Source organism: Vibrio stylophorae (assembly GCF_921293875.1).
GTDB lineage: Bacteria > Pseudomonadota > Gammaproteobacteria > Enterobacterales > Vibrionaceae > Vibrio_A > Vibrio_A stylophorae.
The window spans coordinates 1328182-1346198 of record NZ_CAKLDI010000001.1 but is presented as its reverse complement, the minus strand read 5'-3'; the positions used below and the strand labels follow the sequence as shown (position 1 = coordinate 1346198).

General features: G+C 46.9%; 15 protein-coding genes and 2 riboswitches. Of the genes, 3 read left to right on the top strand and 12 right to left on the bottom strand.

Going from position 1 to position 18017, the window contains the following annotated elements; all coding sequences use genetic code 11:
- Positions 1-78: 78 nt before the first annotated feature.
- On the top strand, positions 79-1422 hold the full coding sequence (gdhA, locus tag L9P36_RS06245) for an NADP-specific glutamate dehydrogenase (protein ID WP_237465831.1): 1344 nt from the start codon (positions 79-81) through the stop codon (positions 1420-1422).
- Between the two features lie 138 nt (positions 1423-1560).
- Here the strand turns inward: gdhA and L9P36_RS06240 are convergent, their stop codons facing one another.
- Positions 1561-3228, bottom strand: a complete 1668-nt coding sequence (locus tag L9P36_RS06240) for an ATP-binding SpoIIE family protein phosphatase (protein WP_237465829.1) — start codon at positions 3226-3228, stop codon at positions 1561-1563.
- A gap of 251 nt (positions 3229-3479) precedes the next feature.
- Positions 3480-3568, top strand: a riboswitch (glycine riboswitch).
- A 2-nt stretch (positions 3569-3570) separates the two neighbouring features.
- Positions 3571-3662, top strand: a riboswitch (glycine riboswitch).
- Positions 3663-3764: 102 nt separating this feature from the next.
- Here L9P36_RS06240 and L9P36_RS06235 point away from each other — a divergent pair.
- Entirely contained in the window at positions 3765-5207 is a 1443-nt protein-coding gene (locus L9P36_RS06235) for an alanine/glycine:cation symporter family protein (RefSeq protein ID WP_237465827.1), read from the top strand.
- A gap of 64 nt (positions 5208-5271) precedes the next feature.
- Here the strand turns inward: L9P36_RS06235 and L9P36_RS06230 are convergent, their stop codons facing one another.
- From L9P36_RS06230 to L9P36_RS06220, 3 genes are all read right to left on the bottom strand, one after another.
- Positions 5272-5580 (bottom strand): hypothetical protein, encoded by a 309-nt coding sequence (locus L9P36_RS06230; RefSeq protein WP_237465826.1) that lies wholly within the window; start codon positions 5578-5580, stop codon positions 5272-5274.
- Between the two features lie 215 nt (positions 5581-5795).
- Entirely contained in the window at positions 5796-6206 is a 411-nt protein-coding gene (locus tag L9P36_RS06225) for a MarR family transcriptional regulator (protein ID WP_237465824.1), read from the bottom strand.
- A gap of 352 nt (positions 6207-6558) precedes the next feature.
- Positions 6559-7212, bottom strand: a complete 654-nt coding sequence (locus L9P36_RS06220) for an MBL fold metallo-hydrolase (protein WP_237465822.1) — start codon at positions 7210-7212, stop codon at positions 6559-6561.
- A gap of 266 nt (positions 7213-7478) precedes the next feature.
- On the opposite strand from L9P36_RS06220, the gene L9P36_RS06215 reads away from it, so the two are divergent.
- A complete protein-coding gene (locus L9P36_RS06215; protein WP_237465820.1) occupies positions 7479-7868 on the top strand; it encodes a hypothetical protein in 390 nt (129 codons plus the stop codon).
- A gap of 82 nt (positions 7869-7950) precedes the next feature.
- Here the strand turns inward: L9P36_RS06215 and L9P36_RS06210 are convergent, their stop codons facing one another.
- The 8 genes from L9P36_RS06210 to L9P36_RS06175 all read right to left on the bottom strand — a co-directional run bounded on the left by L9P36_RS06210 (position 7951) and on the right by L9P36_RS06175 (position 17784).
- Positions 7951-8409, bottom strand: coding sequence for a hypothetical protein (locus L9P36_RS06210; protein ID WP_237465818.1), 459 nt, complete (start codon positions 8407-8409; stop codon positions 7951-7953).
- Positions 8410-8449: 40 nt separating this feature from the next.
- Positions 8450-9067 carry a DsbA family protein gene (locus L9P36_RS06205; protein ID WP_237465815.1) on the bottom strand — a complete coding sequence of 206 codons (618 nt, stop codon included), beginning with the start codon at positions 9065-9067 and terminating at the stop codon, positions 8450-8452.
- Positions 9068-10024: 957 nt separating this feature from the next.
- Entirely contained in the window at positions 10025-11014 is a 990-nt protein-coding gene (locus tag L9P36_RS06200; RefSeq protein ID WP_237465813.1) for a sensor domain-containing diguanylate cyclase, read from the bottom strand.
- Positions 11011-12009: a response regulator gene (locus L9P36_RS06195; RefSeq protein ID WP_237465812.1), complete on the bottom strand. Its 999-nt coding sequence runs from the start codon at positions 12007-12009 to the stop codon at positions 11011-11013. The genes L9P36_RS06200 and L9P36_RS06195 overlap by 4 nt, the downstream gene beginning before the upstream one ends.
- A 305-nt stretch (positions 12010-12314) precedes the next feature.
- Positions 12315-13595 carry an amidohydrolase gene (locus L9P36_RS06190; RefSeq protein ID WP_237465811.1) on the bottom strand — a complete coding sequence of 427 codons (1281 nt, stop codon included), beginning with the start codon at positions 13593-13595 and terminating at the stop codon, positions 12315-12317.
- Between the two features lies 1 nt (position 13596).
- Positions 13597-14679, bottom strand: coding sequence for a lipocalin-like domain-containing protein (locus tag L9P36_RS06185; RefSeq protein ID WP_237465810.1), 1083 nt, complete (start codon positions 14677-14679; stop codon positions 13597-13599).
- A complete protein-coding gene (locus L9P36_RS06180) occupies positions 14679-17129 on the bottom strand; it encodes an ABC transporter permease (protein ID WP_237465809.1) in 2451 nt (816 codons plus the stop codon). Before L9P36_RS06180 ends, L9P36_RS06185 begins: the two co-directional genes overlap by 1 nt.
- Positions 17110-17784, bottom strand: coding sequence for an ABC transporter ATP-binding protein (locus tag L9P36_RS06175; protein WP_237465808.1), 675 nt, complete (start codon positions 17782-17784; stop codon positions 17110-17112). The genes L9P36_RS06180 and L9P36_RS06175 overlap by 20 nt, the downstream gene beginning before the upstream one ends.
- Positions 17785-18017: the final 233 nt, after the last annotated feature.

Sequence of the window (18017 nt, the reverse complement as noted above, 5' to 3'; positions counted from 1 at the left end):
TGAGACAAATGCTTAGAATTTTAATACGCGTCTTTTCGCACCCTTGGCGCAATGCCACATGATGTAAAGGAACCTGTCATGTCATTAATCAATTCTTTGCCCGAATACCTCGACTCCGTGGCAAAAAAAAACCCTAACCAACCAGAATTCATTCAAGCGGTTGAAGAAGTACTCCACGCGATTTGGCCTTTCTTGATGGAGAATCCGCAGTATCGCACCACCGGCCTTCTCGACCGACTCATTGAAGCCGAGCGTTTGATTCAATTCCGCGTTAGTTGGGTCAACGATGAAGGCAAAGTTCAAGTGAACCGTGCATTCCGTATTCAACACAGTTCAGCCATCGGTCCATACAAAGGCGGCATGCGCTTCCACCCTTCAGTTAACCAATCCGTTCTTAAATTCCTCGCCTTCGAACAAACTTTCAAAAACGCATTAACCACGCTACCAATGGGCGGCGGTAAAGGCGGTAGTGACTTCGATCCTAAGGGTAAGTCAGATCAAGAAGTGATGCGTTTCTGTCAAGCATTGATGCTTGAGTTACACCGTCACGTTGGTTCTGATACTGACGTTCCTGCAGGCGATATCGGCGTTGGTGCACGTGAAGTGGGCTATATGACCGGTATGATGAAAAAGCTGAGCAACAAAGCGGACTGCGTATTCACTGGTAAAGGTTTGACTTTTGGTGGCAGCTTGATTCGTCCAGAAGCGACTGGTTATGGCCTACTTTACTTCGTTGAAGCGATGTTGAAGCGCCAAGGCAAGACCCTTGAAGGCATGACTGTCGGTGTGTCTGGCTCAGGTAACGTTGCTCAGTACGCGATTGAAAAAGCGATGCAGATGGGTGCGAAAGTTGTCACTGCTTCTGACTCTGCAGGTACTGTGTATGACGCTGAAGGCTTCACACAAGAAAAACTTGCTGCACTGATGCACATCAAGAACGTTGAGCAAGGCCGCGTTGAAGATTATGCAAAAGCAATGAACCTGACTTATGTTGCTGGTGCAAAACCATGGCAATTCGCAATGGAAGTTGCGCTACCATGTGCAACACAAAACGAATTGAACGGCGACGACGCTGCGCTATTGATTCGCAATGGTGTTCAGCTTGTAGCTGAAGGCGCAAACATGCCAAGCACAGCTGACGCAATTAAACAGTTCCACGCTGCCAAAGTGCACTATGCCCCAGGTAAAGCATCTAACGCAGGTGGTGTTGCAACTTCAGGCCTAGAGATGAGCCAAAACGCAATCCGCTTTAGCTGGACTGCGGAAGAAGTGGACAACAAACTGAAAGCGATCATGCAAGAGATCCATGACGAGTGCGAGCGTTATGGCATCGATGATGGTTGGGTCAACTACGAGCGCGGCGCGAATATCGCAGGCTTCGTGAAAGTTGCAACCGCCATGCTTGCACAGGGCGTTTATTAATTTTCGTCCTTTTGTTCCTAAAACAAAGCCACGCTTGCGTGGCTTTTCTTTTATCCATAACAGGTTCGCAGTTAGCTCATTCGCACTCATCCGCTCTTTCGGTAATCGGTTAGTTCAATGGGCAGCTCAGTAGATAAATCACGTTTCGTCCAACAGCGAGTGCGCGGGCAAGCGCGACAATTCGAATCCCAACTGCAAACAGTTTTTCTCTGCGAGCCTCTCGTAACGTAAAAAATTTGAAAGCTGCGCCATAATATTCAGGCCGCGTCCGCTGGTGGCATCCAATGCTAAATCTTGCTCTGTCGCATGGGTGGTTCGCGTTTTTCCCCAATCACAAATTTCAACCATGAGCATCTCTTGCTCGGCGCTGCCACTCGGTTGCCATTTAGCCATCACACTCATTGGTCCTAAGCGCTCCTCATAGGCGTGCTCCACCACATTGTTCATTGCCTCGGTCAGCACCAGCAAAATCGCTTGCAGTCGAGTCGATGTGATTTCTGCGTGGTGCGCAGCAAGGGTTGAGATTAAAAAATCAGAAAAGGCATGACGCAAATGACGCACTATGTCATAGGTTACTGTTTGATAACGATAAAATGTAGACGATTCGGATGCCGCGCAATCACCTTGCCAAGTCAGCTGAAGCAAAGTGATATCATCATCTGGCACATCGCCAGTTTTCCAACGCTGCAAATCCGCTTGAATGCGAGCGAATAACTCCGGTGCATAACTTTTCTGAATGCACTGCTGTAAGTGAGCCAATTGCCACTGCTCCCCTTGCTGATTTTTCGCCTCAATCACACCATCTGAAAAACAAAATAGACGCTCGCCCACATGAAGCGCTGTCTCCTGCGCCTCATAGCGATAATTTTCAATAAATCCAACTGCCGGTTGCTGTCCCTCTAATTGCTGCCACTTATCGCCCGCGGGTGCAATTCGAAGCGGCGCCGGATGCCCTGCATTAACCCAAATGAGCTGACCACTTCGATGCTCAATCAGGCCGTAAATCATGGTGAAATAGCGACCTAGCATATCTTCCATCAAAAACTGTTCATTCAGTTGCGTCACCAGTTGCGCGGCAATATCGCGCCAACATTCAGGCATTGATGAAAATAGCTGGCGCTCAATATCATCAATGGCATTCACCACAGCAAAGGTCAATAACGCTGAAGGGACGCCATGTCCTGCGATATCCAGTAGAAAAAAACTGGTAACCTCCCCGTGATCTCGCACCCCATACATATCACCGCCTAGCTGCTCTGCTGGCTGATAGAGTCCATCAAATTGCACCGGCGCATCAAGCACCTGCTCAGCAGGCAACAAATTATGCTGAAGCTTGGCGGCAAAATGGAGCTGATTGGAGAGCGCATCATAGGCTTGCTGCAGCTGCTGATTTTGCTGCGCGAGTTGATAATGTAGTGACAGCGTCCGAAATCCCGCTGAAATGCGCGCAACCAACTCATCGTTAGTCGCGGTTTTGGCGATAAAATCATCAGCGCCCGCTGCAATCCCTTGGGCAATCACCCCACTCTCTTCAATTGCAGAGAGCAGAATAAAAAACAGATAACGAGGCTCGCTGAGATGACGTTCGTGATCGCGCTTAAGCATTTGGCAAAACTGTGGGCCACTACAATCTGGCATATGCCAATCACTGACCACCATACAAATATCTGGATGTTGATTGAGAAGCGCTAATCCTTGCGCTGCGCTTTGCGCGCGATAAACCTGAAAACCCGCTTTTTTAAGACGCGCAGAAAAAAGTGCCAGCGCAGATGCCGTGTCATCGACTAATAATATGGCTTGTTGCATAGAGACTCACCTCCATCATTACTCTAAGCCTATGTCATTTCAGTCATTCCGCCATCGCAGCTACGCATCTAAGCGATGGTGATTACCTACAAAAAAGAAACCATCACCAAACAAATCACCAACAATGTAACGAGATGAAGCATAGAATGTGCGTAATAGCACGGTAATTCTATTGATTTATCGAAAAAACATGATAAATTTCACATCACTCGATACCAGCCACTTGCGCTGCTGTATCTTGGTTCGTTCCGTTGAAGACTGCTGGAGAGAGATAGCATCGCTATCCGCCGAAGAAGTAAATCTTTCAGGTGCCTATTTAGGCGAGGACTGTAGTTGGAGGAACCTCTGGAGAGATCCGTTAAATCGGACGCCGAAGGAGCAACTTAACGCATGTATACCATGGTTAGGGAAACTCTCAGGCAAAAGGACAGAGGAGAAGACACATGTATATGAACATCTGCTATTAATTTTGCGCACCTGATCTTGAAGCATGGGTCGACTCTTCTCCTTTTTTGTTGTTTATGAAAGGGGAAATCATGACCACCATCACCACGGCAGCGGATGCTGCAACCGAAGCGGCAATTCAAGTCGCGACACAACCCAGCAACACTGAAACCATTTTGAATCAAATCAATGGCTTTGTTTGGGGTCCACCGCTACTAATCCTACTGGTTGGTACGGGCGTTTACTTTACCTTCCGTTTGAGCTTACTTCAGTTTCGTTATCTCCCTTATGCCCTTGCATTGGTATTTAAGAAAGATCCAAACCCAAAAACGGGTGACGTTTCTAGCTTCTCTGCACTTTGTACTGCGCTCTCTGCAACCATTGGTACGGGTAACATCGTTGGTGTTGCAACGGCCATCAAACTAGGCGGTCCAGGCGCACTCTTTTGGATGTGGATGGCAGCCCTCTTTGGGATGGTGACCAAATATGCAGAGTGCTTGCTGGCAGTGAAATACCGTAAGATTGATGCCAATGGCCAGATCAACGGCGGTCCAATGCACTACCTTGAAGCGGCAACCGGTAACAAATTCCTAGCGAAGATCTTTGCTTTCTTCGCCATCGGCGTTGCGTTCTTTGGTATCGGTACCTTCGCGCAAGTAAATGCCATTGTCGATAGTGCGCACAATGTCTTCCATCTTCCTGAAATTGCGACTGCAGTAATTCTGACGACTTTGGTTGCCATAGTCACACTTGGCGGGATTAAATCCATCGCACGTGTTGCATCAACTGTGGTTCCAGTGATGGCACTTGGCTATGTGTTAACCTGTACCATGCTACTGATTTTTAATGCTTCAGCGGTTCCAGCTGCATTGCAAAATATCATCAGCAGCGCCTTTACAGGCCATGCCGCAGCGGGTGGTTTTGCCGGTGCTGGGATTATGTTGGCGATTCAAGCCGGTGTTGCACGTGGCGTATTTTCAAATGAATCTGGTTTGGGTAGTGCACCGATTGCAGCTGCTGCGGCGAAAACTGACTCATGCGTGCGTCAGGGCCTAATCAACATGACCGGTACCTTCCTCGATACCATCATCATTTGTACCATGACAGGTCTTGCTTTGGTCGTCACTGGCGTATGGAGCGGTGATGCCGCAGGCGCAGGCATGACGACACAAGCATTTGCTGCAGGTCTTGGCTCAAATTGGGGTCCAAAACTAGTTTCAACAGGCTTAATTTTCTTTGCCTTTACCACTATTTTGGGTTGGAACTACTACGGTGAGCGCTGCGCTGCGTATCTCTTTGGTACCAAAGCCATCTTCCCATACAAACTGATCTTTATTGGTCTGATTGCATCGGGTGTATTCTTGCAATTGAATACCATTTGGATTCTGGCTGATATCGTCAACGGCTTGATGGCCATTCCAAACTTGATTGGTCTACTACTGCTTCGTAAAGTGGTGATCGCAGAGACACAAAGCTACTTTGAACAACGTCGTCGCATCAATGTGGGCACGGATCTCAACAGCGATATGGCGTAACCAGCTATACATTATGCAAATATGTAAAAGGACGCATCAGCGTCCTTTTTTATTACCCGCCTTATCAGCGTCCAACCGCTTGCGTCGGAATGGGTAACACATTGCAAAATAGTTCGCGTTCAAATTGTTGCTCAAGCTCATCGCGCCAGTAAGAACGTGAAATAGGCACTAGATAGAAAAGCTCTCGACTGGTGTCGGTGACAAACGCGATGCCATCTTGCATTAATTCATGATGAATATCGTGGATATAATTGACATTAAAACTTTGTCGTCCTGTCAATTGGTTAATGTCTGCTCGTGTTAAGTAAACCCCTGCTCCCGCGCTGTGGAAGCGATGCCTTAGCCACTGCGCAAACTCTTTGGCACTTACCATAACCCCTCTCTCCTTTTGCTGACCTGAGCCAGATAGTCTTTTTTTATTGGCTTCGAAGTAAGCATAGAAAAGAAGTAAAAAAGGAAAAAGTAAGTGTGAGCAATGTCTCACAATTTTTACAATGACGAGACAGTGGTTATCGGCTATCCAACTGTAAAGCAAAGAAAAAGCCCGTGCAGTGCACGGGCTTTTCAACACAATATGAGATTTGAGGCTTATGCCGCAGGCTTGTAGCTTACTTTGTTTCCTGCAAGCTGCACACGCTCCACTAAACCTTCTTCAGCAAGTTTCTTCAGCGCGCTGGTTGCCCAAGCTGCTGCTTTGCCATCTTCTTGACCCGCTGCCAAACCAATGCCTTTCGGGTTAATCCCTTCTGGGTTCGCTTGAACAATATCAAGAACCTGCTGCTGCTTTGGCGTAAGGTTGATATCCGCAACTACAGCTTTTGCTTCAACTTGAACGGCTGCAGCTTTTGGTGCCGCTTTCACTTCCGCTTTTGGCGCAGCTTTTGCCACTGGCTTTTTCTTCGGGGCTTCTTGGGCAGCGGTGACAACCACAGCACTTAGGGTTGCTTTATTACGCTTATTAAGCTTCGACTGGATTTTACGTTTATGCGAAATTCTCATGAACTTTCCTATTCAGTTACAACTTTTCTCGCCTCAAGAAGGCCGATAATCAAAATCAGCGCGTTTTATACCAAAAAAATGAGGGCTTTTGTAGCGAGCTAAACACAACATCGAAAAAACTAGGTTTTTTGCGAAAAAAAACGCGCTTTTTATGCGCAATTGTGCAAACAACCTGCAATCAATCGGTTTAAGCAGGCCCCAAGTATCTAGATTTCAGCTTGCTGCGCCAATGCCTATCCGTGACTTTTACGCGTCGGCTCATAGATTCACGCGCAACGCTGCAAAATTGCTCATTTTGTTGGCATAAAAAAAGCGGCCTGAGCCGCTTTCTCACGCAGACAAATTCTATCGCTTAATAGAGCGGCATTTCATCTGCAACAAATGGGTTGGTACGACGCTCATAACCAAAGGTTGAGGTTGGACCGTGTCCTGGCACAAAGGTTACCTCATTGCCAAGCGGCCATAATTTGGTTTTGATCGCTTGAATCAAAGTCGCATGATCACCTTTTGGAAAATCAGTACGACCGATACTGCCGTTAAATAGCACATCGCCAACAAAAGCGACTTTGGCATCTTCATTGACCAAAGTAACATGCCCTGGCGTGTGGCCTGGCGTATGAAGCACTGTTAAATGGCTTTGGCCAAACTCAATCACATCGCCCTCTTCAAGCCAACGTGCAGGCTCAAATGCCTCAGTATGAGCAAAACCAAACATCTGGCTTTGTTCTGGCAGGTTTTCCAACCAAAAACGGTCTTCTTGATGCGGGCCCAAGATTGAAACATTCAACGCCTTTGCTAACTCAACACTGCCACCGACATGATCAAGGTGACCATGGGTCAACACCACTGCAGTCACATCCACTTGCTTTTCTGCAATCACAGACAAAATCGTTTTACAGTCACCACCTGGATCAATCACCACCCCTTTCATGGTTTCATCACACCACACTAAAGAGCAGTTTTGCTGAAAAGCAGTCACCGGAATAATTTTAAACTTCAAGCTCATGGGAATCTTCACTATCAAAAATTTAAGGCAGCATAGCATGTGCTTGGCTCAAGATCTGCCTCTGTCATTCTACCCATATCACATCGCGACCAATTGCTCACCATTCGATTGAGACTGTCTTTATGCCTTACGAGATGGCTTGCTATACGAGCAATATAAATGCTTGCGAAATATGGTCACAACTAACAAAAAACATGGCCAGTGATTGTTGCGCTAAACAGCGCGCATTATACTAATGACAGTCTTGAAAATATGAAGTGATGTCAATGAAACAAATGCGTGTACTGCTGATGAGTTTGAGCCTACTTGGTTTGACTGCTTGTGTGAGTCAACATTCGGGCATTCAACCGGCCAACATTGCCAACATGAAGACCAATGGTTTGATCATTTGGGCCAATGGCATTGAACAAGAGCTTTTGGTTTCACCTTCTGGCAGCACGCTGACTTTTTTTGAAGACAGCGTTTTATTTGCTAATCAAGGCATGCTGATTTTTTCACGCATTGATAGCGCGCGAAATGGTGAGTGTGAGCATTATTACAACGAGTCAGTTCGCACTTCGCGTCTCACCGTCTGTCCTAACGGCGAAATCACCCGATTTGAAGATGGCAATGTGGTTAACGTCGGTGAATTTATCCGTTTTGAACCGGTAGAATAACAGTCATCACGCATCAAAAAAGCGAGCTTCATGCTCGCTTTTTTGATCTCATTATGACCCTTGAAATTATTATTCGCATGAATCAGCGCGCTTGCATCAACAATTGCTGCATCAATTGCCCGACATTAATTTGTTGTTGCAACGCTGCCAGCTGTTTTTGCATCGCCGGTGCCTGTCCTAAAGTTTGCAGTGCGTCAGAGCCCATCACTTGAAAACCTTGTTCAAGGCCTTGTCGACCTTCATGCTGAATGGCTCGCATGGTTTGCTCACTACAACGTTTCACCGTGAGATCCATGACCAACTGAACCACTTGCTGATTTAGCCGCTGAAGCTGCGAAGGTGTCGCCTTACTATAGCCTGCTAATGCGGGATGCTGCCCCATCAACACAAAGGCCCACTGCGCCATCAAGGTTTTATCTTGCACCGTTGTTTGCGCCGACAAGCACTGCCCTAATTGTTCGCCATAGCTTGCCGCAGAGACACTTGGCGCCACCCACAATGAAGTAAACATCACAAGACAACTCACACCAATACGTTTCATTGCACACCCAAAATTTCGATTTATCATGGCGAATCTGCCCTTACTTCTGTTCTAAAATAATGTCGATCTGCGTCAGCATCGCACGACTGTTGTGATAATCCAGTTGAATAGGAAAGACTTCTCCTTGATGCGCGAGCGCCAAAGCAGGCATCCCTTTACCACCACCATACTGCTGAAAAAACGCAATCTCTTGCGCTAATAACGTCTGCAAGTAAGGATCGGCCATATGCGATTCAAATAAGGCCACATCCAAATCAATCGCCTGCGCGCATGCTAAAAGCGTACTGAGCTCACTGGGATTTTGCGCTTTAAGATAATAAGCCTGCTGAATCGCATCGATCATGGCTTGTTCTTTCTCTTGTACCGCAGCAGCAATCACAGCGCGACAAGCAATATGTGTTGAGCGCTTTGGCTTGCATTCACGCCAAAAATCAAAATTAAAGGGGCGGCCAAGCTCACCTTCAATTTTTCGCCAGATTTGCTCAATCTGCTCAGCCATGGATTTTGCCATTGGCTCATCTGTGTCTTGCGCAAGTCCGGCCAATACAGAAACAAAAGATACCTGCGTCGGTAATTGCGAACGCAAAATTTCCAATTGTGGTTTCAATCCCCAGCACCAACTACACATGGGATCGTGAAAATAATATAAAGTGGCCATCAACGCTCCTTTGTCGGCTTGAATAGTACAAAGAGAAACAAATCCCGACAATATTCAGCCGATAAAACGGTCTGTCCGAATCTGCTGACACTGACCTGTTTGCTCACTTCACAACCCTAAAAATTCATACACCCCCCAACTGACATAAAACCGTCAGAAAAAACGTCAAAAATCGTAATAAAATTACATTTGTTTTAATTAAAATTGACACAGCGTGCTGATAAAACAGTCTATACGGATCTACGTCACACTTAAAAAGCGAAAAAGTTTGACTTGGTTAACAAAAATTTATCTGGTCATACCAGTCTGCAAGCCTTATGTGTTCTAGATCACACACATTCCATTCATAATCTTTCGTAATTTAGCTACAAAAAAGGTTGACCGAGTTCAAGGTTTGTTTAAAAATACAGCCATGGTTTGGAGATGAACAGAAAAGAAGACGAAGTCGTTGGTCACCAAATCAGGCAGTAAATGACCAAACTAAGTCAGTAGCTAGGAAGGTAATATGTCAGCGAAAGTGAAGAGCACACTAAAAGAGCTACTGTCATTGAGCTTTGTGGTTTTGGTTATTTCAGCCGTCATTTTTAGTAAAAGTTTATTTTCGATTTAACGGAAAAATAAGGAAATACTATGCGTCAACTAATCAAGCAAGTCTCTGTTGAGCTTCTATCTGCAGCAATCCTTGTTGGCGTTTTCACCGGTCTAGTGATGGTGAACGCAGCAATCGCAAATATTGCTTAATCAATCAATGTCCACCATTTAGGGTGGTCATTGATACAGATTTACAAAGTGGCTTTCAAGCGGCTTTGAAATACATCCCCCTATACTCTTGTGTAGATAGACAATTTAGGTTGGCCCCTAAATTGTCTTTTTTTTGTTTACAATTTGCCAAGTCGCAACGATTTCGACAAATAAAAAAGGACTGCACTTGCAGTCCTTTTTTGTTGCTATCGCCTATTAAGGGGCAGCTTGTGGCTGCTGCATGGCATGGTTATAAACGCAGGTACGATTCCGCCCAGTATTTTTAGCGTGATAAAGCGCCTGATCGGCCAATGCAATCCACTGGCTGTGATCGCCAAGTGACTCAGACCATTCACACACCCCAAGACTGATCGTGCATGCAATTTCCGCCTGCTCAGTATTCACAGCGTTATCGGCAACCCGCTGGCGAATTCGCTCAGTAAAATAGAGCGCCATGTCTGCTGATGTATTCGGTAAAATAACACCAAATTCCTCACCGCCGTATCGCCCGGCGATATCACTTTGCCGCTTAGTTTGAAGTAGCAATTGACTCATCTCACGCAAGACTTGATCCCCCGCTAAATGGCCATGTTCATCATTCACCTTTTTAAAATGGTCAATGTCAAACATCACCAAAGAGGCAGTACCACCACGCTGACGCGTACAAATGAACTCCTCTTGCAGCTGCTGCTCCCAGTACCCCCGATTAAACAAGGCCGTTAAGCGATCGGTACGGCTTAAATGTGATAATTTCTCATTGGATGCGCGCAGGCTTAGTTTGCTCTTGGCGATATCAGAGACATCATTGATGATCACGCAAAGATAGTTGTACTCACCATTTAAAGATTTAAGCGGCGTAATGGTGACATTTTGGAACATGGTCGCCATGCCCGCAGACACAGGACTGAAGTTATTAAACTTAAAGATATAGGGACGATCTTCCCAGCAACTAAAGGTGCGTGTCTTCAATCTTAAGCTTGCTTCTAATTTTCGCTTGAGCCAGCGCGTTGGCAGATTAGGCACCACATCAAAAAGGTTACGCCCCATTACATCAACGCTTGCAATACCGCTATAGGCTTGCATAAAGGTATTCCACGCACATACGCGATGTTCTAAATCTAGCACCACCAAACCGGCATCCATGGTATCCATAACCTGCAATGCCCAGTGAAACTCAGCAATATTTTCCGCTAGTTTTTGATTCATGCGCTCACCATCACCTGTTCAATGACATCCAATGCATTGGGCTCCATCAATAGCAGTACCTCAAAGGCAAGATCCGTGCTCTCGGCGCTGTAGGTATATTCAATGGTAAAAAACTGCGGTGTGCATTGCATGATTTGCGTCGATAAACCGCCCCAACCGGTTCGAGTGTCAAGCACGACAGGCTGTCTCAAGGAAAAAGGCACATCAATCTGCTCTGCAAGCGAAATTAAAAATGCGGAGACCAATACGGTCGCCACATCGATATTTAGCTCAGCATGGTTGCTCATGGCATCGTCATAACCCATTAAACTTTTAAAGGCCTCGATCCCTTTACCACGCATACAAACCAATGCTTCACCATGGATCCCACCACCAACAAAACGCTGGCCAATGGCAATCGAGTCGCTACGTTGACGAATATCTTCGATAGCCATTTGCAGACTGGCCGCATCCAACATTCCGACGCATGGAAGTGGCATGCGAATATATTGGCCAAAATGATCGGAGATAATCGCAGCCCCTTTGCCCATGGCGATATTCACGACTTCACGAAAGGCAGAGATGGCATCACTACTTTCATCATCTTTGGCTTCAGAAGAGATAGAGACTTGAAAAGGATCATGCACAGCGCGCATGCCAAGGCGGATCAAAACTTGCTCGAGCTCATCATGAGCAAAAGGCTTTTTAATAAATTCAAAAGCGCCCAGCGCCATACAGCGGTCGACGGCTTCACGCTGCACATCCCCTGAAACCACCACCACCTTGGTATCGTAGTCACCTTGACACATGAGTGAGAGCACATCAAAACCATCCATTTCTGGCATGGTTAAGTCTAAGAACATCACCTCGACATGATGTTGATTGAGATAGTCCAAGGCTTGTTTGCCATTTTTGGCAAATAAAATTTGCTCTTGAACTTCGCTAGGAAGTTGAGATGCGAGAGCTCGACGCGCTGTGGCGGAGTCATCACAAATAACAATGGGGTTATAGGACAAGGAAATTCCCTTTCAGTACATCTTAACGCTTTGTTATCAATACAATCATGACAACATAAAGAATACCTAGCCCGCCCTTGGACAGCTTGCGAATAAATTCAAAATAGCGCAGAAGATCCCATTACTTTTGCCTGTTACATTGGCGCTTGCGTAGCAATGTGCGCTATTCACAAAACGGTTAATTAACCATCAATTCGTCATCATTTAGCACACAAAAACTATCTCGTTTTTAGCGCCTAATATGGATAAAAATGGGTTATTCACTGATGCGTATTCATTGCGTGTACGCAATGAATTTTTATCTATCAATTCTTTATCGCCAGAAGTTGCCCTATCGCATCGATATAAAACGAAAGCGCTTGGTGCAAAGTCCCCTCGTCAAAATCAAAACGAGATTGATGGTGCCCTGCTTGTAAATCCGCACCAAATAAAAGATACAGAGCCTGTCCACCGCATTGCTGAACGCGCGCCATCAAATGACTCACATCTTCACTGGCACCAAAAGGATATGCCATCAAGACTTGCGAAAAATGCTGACGGGCAAAGGGTGATAGCTGCTGGGCGAGTGCTTCACTTTGCACGACATCGCTAGCTTCACCCATGATATCTAGCTGCGTTGTCACGTTATAGGCAAGGTGAATGCCACTGAGGATCTGCGCTACACGCTGCATCATATATTGATTAAGCGCCAATGTTTCACCACGCGTTTCACCTTGTAAAAGCGCATAATCAGCAATCACATTACGACCACTTCCCGCTTTAATGGTGCCAATGTTTAAGCGCGTGACCCCTTGTCCATGCGGCGCAATCGCCATCATTTGATTCACAGCCTGACAAGCCGCAGCCAATGCATTATGACCTAACTCAGGCGATGCGCCGGCATGCGCCGCTTGGCCAAATAATTGAATATCAAATTTAGTCGTAGCAAATAGATGAGTCGGCGTCATCGCAATGGCGTTTGAGGGCAAACCCAGCCCTAGATGACCACTGAGGAAATAATCCACATCATCTAAAATACCACTTTCAGCCATCGCTTTTGCGCCGCGACAGCCCTCTTCTGCAGGCTGAAAAAGCAATTTAATCTGGCCCTGAAACTGCCGCTGCAAACTTGCGATATAGCGCGCTAAGCCAAGACCGATAGCCATATGTCCATCATGGCCACAGGCATGCATGGCACGCTCATTTTTACTCGCAAATAACTGCGCAGTCGGCGCATGCTCGGCGGCTTGCGATTCGCTCACCGCCACGGCATCCATATCAAAACGCAGCGCCAATACAGGCCCTGGCGAACAACCATCAAATTGCACCATCAAGCCTGGATAATCACCGATTTTATCGAGCCAATGTTTCGCGGCGCCCCAAGCTTTCGCCTGCGCTTTTGCTGCTATCACATCGGATAAATCGCGTCCCATCACTTGCGATTTGGCAATGACATGCTGAGAAAAAAACAGCTGGCCTCCCAAAGGAGCCAGCTGCGATGCAAGATATGCGGTGGTGTAAAACTCACACCAACCCAATTCTGCGTGTTGGTGGAGATGACGGCGGTCAGCAATAAGCGCGGCCAATATAGTCTGATTTGTTTGCATCCTAATACCCCGTCAATTCCATAAAGCCTTTACCGGTATGAGAGCCAGTGACAAAAACTGGGCCATCCCAAAATGGAATAGAAAAGTGAGACCATTGACGATCATGGAGCGGATCCGTGCGAATATCGATTTGGTACTCAGGCACTCGAATTCGCCAAATCAGTGGCAAACGCTTTCCAACACCCGCGACACCAATACCTTCCGCTTTAAGCTGAAAATCTCCTTTATTGAGCGCAATCTGCTTACCATTAGGCTCAATTAAAAAGCCGAACTGATGTTTGGTACGTCCAATATTATCGCGCAAACGTGCAATAAGCAGCTCGCGACCATCACTCAAGTGCAGTGAGAATCGCTCCCAATTCAGCTGCTTATCATTAAATTTATTGCTGCTCCACTGGTGGTCAAACCATCCCATCCCAGTCAAGGTGAAGGTCTTATTACCCTCTTTCAGCTGACCTTGAATATGCACCTTCGGCGCGCCAACCCAATAGATATGATGGCCCGCCTGCGGGTCAGTTTGCATATAGCCGTGATCGCCAAAAGCGACCCAAAATGGAGCCTTATCCATCTCAAGAGACAGCTGATATTGCTTCTCTTTTAAATTCAACGTAGCAGGCAAAGGCATTTCATCTTCACCTTGCCACTGCCAATCATCAATCCAAAGGGTAAAGGGCGAGCGTAAGCTGCCGCTTTGACCAATGCCGCCACGAGCAAAACGCTCAAACGCGACCATTTCATCCTCATCGGTTAAGATGAAATGAGAAATATAGAGATGGGGTGTGGCCCAGCCTTTTTTCTGGCTGTCATTGAGGTTGTAGCGAAGCAACAGCCAACGCAAACCATAATGGTTGCCCTGCTCATCGACTAAATTGGCATGCAAGCTCCACCATTCATGGCGATAGTCAAAATGCGGGCCGTGGTCAAAGGGCAGCTGTACTGGGCGATCGGCACTTGGCTGCTCAAAATTGCCCGTTGGCGTACTCATTTGGGTTTGGATTTTCAGTAGCTGCAACGCCGATTTTGGCTCTTCATCAAAGCAGCCGACCAAACAGAAAGACAATATCAAGGCAATAAAAACACGCATTACAAAGACTCTCGCAAACCAGTCACCGCAGAGCGCTGTGTTAATCGCCAAACCGGCCAAATTCCAGCCACCATCAATGCGAACAGTGCACTAAAGATAATATGTAGATAATCCATGGGGAAAAGCGCCATTGGCATGGTCCAGCCAAAGGCATATTTAAGCACCACTTCGATGAGTAACTTAGACAGCAAAATCCCGAGCGGTAGCGCAATCAGAGCGCTAATCAAACCAATTACCATCAGCTGGCCAACACCCAAGCATAGGATTTCACGTGCGGAAACCCCCATACAGCGCATCAACGCGACATGACGTTGGCGCGAAATCTCAGCCGCTGTAGTCGCAAAAAAGAGGCCAAATACCGCAATCACTAAGGTCAGTTTACCCAGCGCATCGGTGACCATAAAGGTGCGGTCAAACACCCCCATAGCCTGCTGCTGAATGCGACTATTGTTTTGTACCCGCTCTGGTTGTAACCGGAAAATATTACTTAATCGACTGATCAGTGGTTTGCTCGATTTACCCGGTTTCAGGTGCACAGCCAAAGCCACTTCCCCACCGATGGGCCATAGCGCGAGCCAATTATGATGGGACATGGTCAGCTGACCATGAGGATTACCGTAGTCATAATAGATCCCAACCACAGTCCAATGCCGCTCCGGAAGATTTGGCAAAACGATATCCGTGCCAAGCTCCCAGCCCATGCGCAGCGCTAAGGATTCACTGACGAGCACACTATTTTCATGGTGCAAACGCTGCCAATAATCAGGCTCAGCCGTTTTAATCGCCATGGCATTTTTCTCGCCTTCGCTATCACCCGTGCTCATCACCTGCATGATCCCTTTCGACGAGCGCAGCTCCTTGCGCAGCTGCCACCAGATCGATTGCACTTCATCTTGTCGATTGAGCCAGTCAGCGATTCGGCGCTCTAAGCGTGCTGGCGGTTGAATATAAACATCGGCAGCTAAGCGCTGCTCTAACCAAGATTCAGTGGTGGCGCGAAAACTACCCACAGTCGTTGCCATACCAATATTGGACGCCAGCGCCAACATAAAGGCCATCGCTGCTACGCCGCGGTAACTTAAACTGACAGCCGCATCATTAAAGAACCAACGCACTTTTACACGGCGACTGCGATTGGAAATAAAGTGGAACAGCCACCAAACAAACCAAGGCATCAGCAAGCCAGCACCAATAAGAATGAGCGCAATGATCATAAAGCCCATGGGCTGTGATTGTGGGCTGTGATAAAACACAAAACCTAAATTGAGCAACAATACACCGCACACAGCTTGCCATGCATATTCACGGTTGGTAAATCGTGCCAGTGTCAAACGCGATGAAAGATAACGCGCTGGCGTGCGCAGCAAACGCATAATGGGGAAAAAGCTTGCCAGCAGCACACCAAAGACAGCAAGCGCAAAACTATATGCGCCCCACTGCCACTGCCAGCTCAAACTCAGGCTGATATTGGTACCGTAAAATTCGCTCAAGGTTTCAGCCATGGATGGCAACAAACGCCGCGCTAAGGCCATACCCGCTAAATTACCGCCTAGCCAGCCTAAAAAGACCCAACTGAGTAGCTCAAGCACCAATGAATAGCAAAGCTGACTCACAGAAACACCCAATTGGCGCAGCTGACCGGCCATTAGCTGGCGCTGAGTAAGCGATAGGTTGATAGCCTGATAGAAAATAAACAAGCCCACCACAAAGGCCAAAAGCCCCATGGCGTATAGATTGAGGTGAAATGCTTCCGTTAACGGTTCTAGCTCAGTGGTATCTTCGCGATCAAGTACCAATAATGAAGGCAGCAATTTTACGAGGCGCGCTTCTTCTTCATGACTCATGGCACTACAGGCAATGTAATCAAAGCCAGCTGAAGGACGCAGCTGTCGAATCATCGCCAAATCGGCAAGCATCCGTGGGCCGCCCACCAGCTCATCGGACACCACTTTAATTGGACCGATCTCTTTACCATCGGATAAATGCAAACGCTGGCCGTTGAAAAAGCCCATGTAATCAGCGGTGCTGCGGCCAACCAAAATTGGATATGGCGCTTTCATCAGCGCCAACATCAATTCTTGCTGCTGCTCAAGCATGCCGTGCGAGAGCATCGCCACCGGATCGACCCCAAATAGGTTCATATCTCGGTAACTCGAGGTCTCTACGCGGATCACATCAATGGGCGTACATTCCGTAAAGCCATGACGGCGTAGATTAATGTAAAAGGCCTCAGGCACAGAGAGACCTTTTTGACTATGCATGATTCGCAAAGGATATGGACTTGCGAACATACGCTCGCCTTCGCGATAGCTTTGGCGGGCATGCTCATTGATCGAGAGTACACCGACAAAAAGCGCAATGCCCAGTGTCAGGCCAAGCCAAACGAATAAAATTTGTAATGGGTGCTTACGATAGTGAGCAAATAATGCCTTAACGACGGGGCTGAACATGAAGCAGCCCCCCTTGAATTTTGACTTTACCAGAAAGATGCGCCGCCACTTGCTCACTGTGGGTTACCAACAGCAAACTGCAATTTTGCTCGCGTGTTAAGCTCGTTAACAAACGCATGACCGCTTCTGCGTTGCGTTCATCAAGACTTCCCGTTGGCTCATCGGCGAGCAGTAATTTCGGTTCCATATAAAGTGCGCGCGCAATCGCCGTGCGTTGCTGCTGACCGCCTGACACTTCTTCAGGATAACGATTGAGCAATGACATGAGATCAAGCGCAGTGACGATTTGACGCCACAATTTAGGATTTTCCGGCAGGTTATTTAGCTGGCGGCAGAAACGAATGTTATCTGCGATGGTAATGGTAGGCAGCAAATTATATTGCTGAAAAACAATCCCGATATGTTGGCGACGAAATTTAGTTCGCGCGCCCGGCTTCATTTTATGAACCGGCGTTTCATCAAACCAGATTTCCCCTTCGTCGAGATCGTCCAAGCCTGCGATCAAGTTAAGTAAGGTACTCTTGCCTGAGCCGCTTTCACCCATTAATGCAATCTGACTGCCAGTCTCAAGCGTCATCTCAGCCCCCTGTAATACAGGATGGAACTCAGTGCCATCTTGATATCCTTTAAAAATATCAGTCAGTTGTAACTTCATAAATCCGATTTATCGCAATTTGGCTGGGTAAAAATAAGGCTTAAATAACGCATGGCAATGTACCTTAATGCGCTGCTTTGGCAAAGTTTTTTTATGCTAGATCACAGATATTGATGCGTTGTGTCAATTTCACAGTTGAATATGCTTTCAGTTGCTTGAAATATCGCCATTTCGAATCGAAGCTGAGACAGAAAAAACACGAAATCTGAATCATTTACAGCTAACGTTAAAGA

Coding starts and splice junctions, on each gene's coding strand:
- L9P36_RS06190 (WP_237465811.1), bottom strand. CDS start 13,595: ATGCAAACAAATCAGACTATATTGGCCGCGCTTATTGCTGACCGCCGT.
- L9P36_RS06235 (WP_237465827.1), top strand. CDS start 3,765: ATGACCACCATCACCACGGCAGCGGATGCTGCAACCGAAGCGGCAATT.
- L9P36_RS06215 (WP_237465820.1), top strand. CDS start 7,479: ATGAAACAAATGCGTGTACTGCTGATGAGTTTGAGCCTACTTGGTTTG.
- L9P36_RS06200 (WP_237465813.1), bottom strand. CDS start 11,014: ATGAATCAAAAACTAGCGGAAAATATTGCTGAGTTTCACTGGGCATTG.
- gdhA (WP_237465831.1), top strand. CDS start 79: ATGTCATTAATCAATTCTTTGCCCGAATACCTCGACTCCGTGGCAAAA.
- L9P36_RS06185 (WP_237465810.1), bottom strand. CDS start 14,679: ATGCGTGTTTTTATTGCCTTGATATTGTCTTTCTGTTTGGTCGGCTGC.
- L9P36_RS06180 (WP_237465809.1), bottom strand. CDS start 17,129: ATGTTCAGCCCCGTCGTTAAGGCATTATTTGCTCACTATCGTAAGCAC.
- L9P36_RS06205 (WP_237465815.1), bottom strand. CDS start 9,067: ATGGCCACTTTATATTATTTTCACGATCCCATGTGTAGTTGGTGCTGG.
- L9P36_RS06175 (WP_237465808.1), bottom strand. CDS start 17,784: ATGAAGTTACAACTGACTGATATTTTTAAAGGATATCAAGATGGCACT.
- L9P36_RS06220 (WP_237465822.1), bottom strand. CDS start 7,212: ATGAGCTTGAAGTTTAAAATTATTCCGGTGACTGCTTTTCAGCAAAAC.
- L9P36_RS06210 (WP_237465818.1), bottom strand. CDS start 8,409: ATGAAACGTATTGGTGTGAGTTGTCTTGTGATGTTTACTTCATTGTGG.
- L9P36_RS06225 (WP_237465824.1), bottom strand. CDS start 6,206: ATGAGAATTTCGCATAAACGTAAAATCCAGTCGAAGCTTAATAAGCGT.
- L9P36_RS06240 (WP_237465829.1), bottom strand. CDS start 3,228: ATGCAACAAGCCATATTATTAGTCGATGACACGGCATCTGCGCTGGCA.
- L9P36_RS06230 (WP_237465826.1), bottom strand. CDS start 5,580: ATGGTAAGTGCCAAAGAGTTTGCGCAGTGGCTAAGGCATCGCTTCCAC.